The sequence below is a fragment of the Embleya hyalina genome, from assembly GCF_003967355.1.
Classification (GTDB): domain Bacteria; phylum Actinomycetota; class Actinomycetes; order Streptomycetales; family Streptomycetaceae; genus Embleya; species Embleya hyalina.
Genome location: NZ_BIFH01000076.1, coordinates 2,167 through 5,169, shown reverse-complemented (window position 1 = coordinate 5,169; position 3,003 = coordinate 2,167). Strand labels below are relative to the sequence as shown.

The following is a 3,003-nucleotide window of genomic DNA, read 5'->3' as shown; positions in this document are numbered from 1 at the left end:
GGAGCGGGCGGTGCCCCACACGATCACCGCGGTCTCCAGGCCCTCCCGACCCACCGACAGGAACGCGGTGAGCACCAGCGCACCGGTGCCCATCGCCAGCGCGTGGTCCAGCCTCCCCTGCAACTCCGCCTTCAACGCGTGCGAGGTGCGCCGCATCCAGAAGATCATCCAGGTGACCAGGAACACGGCCAGGACGGAGAGCGAGCCGCCGAACATCTCCTGCTGCTCGAACGTCATCTCGGCCGAGGTCAGCTCGAGGGTGGCCTCCAGCGCGACGCTGAGCGCGACGGCCGCGCCGATCCCGAGCCAGACGGCGGGCAGCGCGTCCCGGCGGTCGCTCTTGACGAGATAGGCGATCAGGATGCTGACCACGAGGGCCGCTTCCAGCCCCTCGCGCAGACCTATCAGGTAGTTGGCGAACACCAGGTGACCCCGCTCGATCGAACAAATCTCGGAATTTAGGCGAGGCTCACCAAAGCACCCGTTCGGACGCGTCGTCAACATGGCATCGGTCATGTCCGGGGGCGGCTCGGGGGTTCGGCGGTTCGGGGCTCAGGGGTGTCGGTGGTAGGCCTTGTTGGTGATGCGCCACTTTTCGTCGACGTGCGTCAGGAGGAAGACGTCGGTGAAGGTGTCGGCGCCGTGTCGCAGGGTCATCGTCGCGGTGGCGACGGTGCCGTGTACGTCGACGGTGTCGATGCGGCGCGAGCGGGTCGGCTCGTCCGGGGCGGGCCGGCCGGGGAAGAGGGCGCAATATTCGTCGAGGCCCCACGAGACGAACGCGCCGTCCCGGATGCCCTCGACGTGCGCGGTGGGCAGGAACGCGGCGCGGAAGTGGGCGGGGTCGCCGGTGGCGTGTCCGCGTATATAGGCGCGGAGGGGTTCGAGCACCGCGTCGGCGACGGCGGGGGCCAGGGCGGCGACGGCGATGTCGGCCTCGGGGTCGGCCGGGGTGCCGGCCAGGTCGGCCGCGCTGCGCAGCGGGGTGCCGGACGCGGCGGCCAGCAGGGCCAGGTCCTTGGCCAGGGCGGCGATGGTGAACTGGGCGCCGCCGGCCGCGGCCGGGTCGTCCGCGCCGGCGAGGATGGCGCGTTTGCGGGCCACGAGTCCGCCGAGCAGGCCGAGTTCGAGTACGTCCAGCACCTCGGCGCGGGGCAGGCCGAGCGCGTCGCCCTGCCGCAACGCCTCGCGCAGGGTCAGGACCCCGCCGGCGAGGCTGCTGTTGGCGATCAGCTTGAGGGCGGCGGCGGTACCGGCGTCGGCGACGGGCCGCACGGTGCCGAGCGTCGCGAGCACCGGCCGCACCCGATCGAGCGTGTCGGGGTCGCCGCCGGCGAGGATGTCCAGGGTCCCGGCGGCGACGGCGGGCACCGAGCCGAGCACGGGCGCGTGTACATAGGCGGCACCGAGTTCGCGGGCCAGCGCCGATGCCTCGGCGGGGGCGATCGTGCTCGTGTTCAGCACGATGGCGTCCGGACGCAGCCAGGCGCGAACCCGGTCGACGACCTCCCGGCAGGCCCGGCCGTCGAACAGCGCGAGGAGGACGACGTCGGCGTTCGCGACGGCGGTGGTCGGGTCGTCGGTCGTCTCGACGGCGCCGCCGGTGGTGGTCGGGGGTCCGGAGCGGGTCCAGGCGACGACTCGGTGGGGGTGGTCGTGGTTGTCGGCGGGTTCGTGGCCGTCGTTCTGCGCGTGCTCGGCGAGTCGTGTCGCGATCGCGGTGCCCATGCGGCCCAGGCCGAGGACGGCGATCGTGCGTGGTGCGGTCATGCGTTTCAGCGTGAAGCAGGGCGATCCCTGCGACAAGCGCAACTTCGGAAGGCCGGCCATGCGCGTCTCGCATACCGCTCGATGCGTTCCGCCCGGGGCCCGACATACTCGTGCCATGGAGGAGGCAACGTGGATCTGACCGTGTGGCGGACCTTCGTGACGGTGTGTCGGGTCGGGACGTTGTCGGCGGCGGCGGTCGAACTCGGCCACACCCAGTCGGCCGTCTCTCGGCAGATCGCCGGGTTGGAGCGGCGGCTCGGGGTGGCGCTGATCGAGCGGCAGGCGCGCGGGGTGCGGCCGACGCCGGCCGGCGAGGTGTTCCGGCACCACGCCCTGGTCGTGCTCAACGAGGCGGATCGGGCGGTGCGCGCGGTTCGGGACGTGCGGGACGGGGCACCGGGTCGGCCGCTGGCCGTCGGCGCGACACCGTCCCTGGCCGCCGGGATCGTCCCCGCCGCGATCCGGCGCCTCCTGGACGACGAAGGCCCGCTGCGGTGGAGCCTGTTGCCCGGATCGAGCGCCGACCTGTACGACCGGGTGCTGGCCCGCGACCTGGACATCGCCGTGGTCACGGACGCGCCACCGGGGCTGCCGGACGACCCCCGGGTGGAACGACGGCTCCTGGGCGTGGACGAGATGGTGGTCGTCCTGCCCGCCGACCACCCGCACGCAGGCCAGGGGCCACTGTCGATCCACGAACTGGCCGACGAGACCTGGGTCGAGGACAACGACGGCTCGGCGGCCCTACTACGCCGCCACGCCGCCCGCGCCGGAACCACCGCCCGAATCGACCTCACCGCGGCCGACCTACCCGGCAAAATCGCCATGGTCGCCACCGGCCACGCCATCGCCCTGATCCCCGGAGCCCTCACCAGCGCCCTGCGCACAGACGTAACCACGGCAACCCTCGCGGATCCCCCGACACGCGGCATCTACACGATCACCCCACACGAGAACCAACACCCGGCGACAGCGGCCCTGTCCGACCAACTGGCGACGGCGTTCAACTGACACACCATCGGTCGGAGGAGGTCTCGGGTCGAGTCGGGTCGGGCTTGTTCCCGGCGGACGTTGCGCTTGCGGGTTGCGGGTTGCGGGTGGCTGGTGCGGGGCCGGTCCGGGTCGGTGGGTGGGCCGCCGCCGGCGTGCGGGGCTCCGGGGCGGAGGGTTGCCGTCGAGGCGGGTGCGTTGGTCGGCGAAAACCGGCCCGGCAGCGGCGGGCGGGGAGGGCGG

Annotated in this window: 3 protein-coding genes; 1 reads left to right on the top strand and 2 read right to left on the bottom strand. The window is 73.0% G+C overall.

The features are described from left to right. Both EMA17_RS51425 and EMA17_RS51420 read right to left on the bottom strand, forming a co-directional pair. Positions 1–423: FTR1 family iron permease (locus EMA17_RS51425; RefSeq protein ID WP_174861557.1), on the bottom strand; the 423-nt coding region annotated here is incomplete at its 3' end. A gap of 129 nt (positions 424–552) precedes the next feature. After that, positions 553–1,770, bottom strand: coding sequence for a nuclear transport factor 2 family protein (locus tag EMA17_RS51420; protein WP_126644127.1), 1,218 nt, complete (start codon positions 1,768–1,770; stop codon positions 553–555). A gap of 129 nt (positions 1,771–1,899) precedes the next feature. Here EMA17_RS51420 and EMA17_RS51415 point away from each other — a divergent pair, with 129 nt between their 5' ends. Continuing rightward, the gene (locus tag EMA17_RS51415; protein ID WP_126644126.1) at positions 1,900–2,781 is read left to right on the top strand and encodes a LysR family transcriptional regulator; all 882 of its coding nucleotides are present in this window, start codon (positions 1,900–1,902) and stop codon (positions 2,779–2,781) included. Positions 2,782–3,003: the final 222 nt, after the last annotated feature.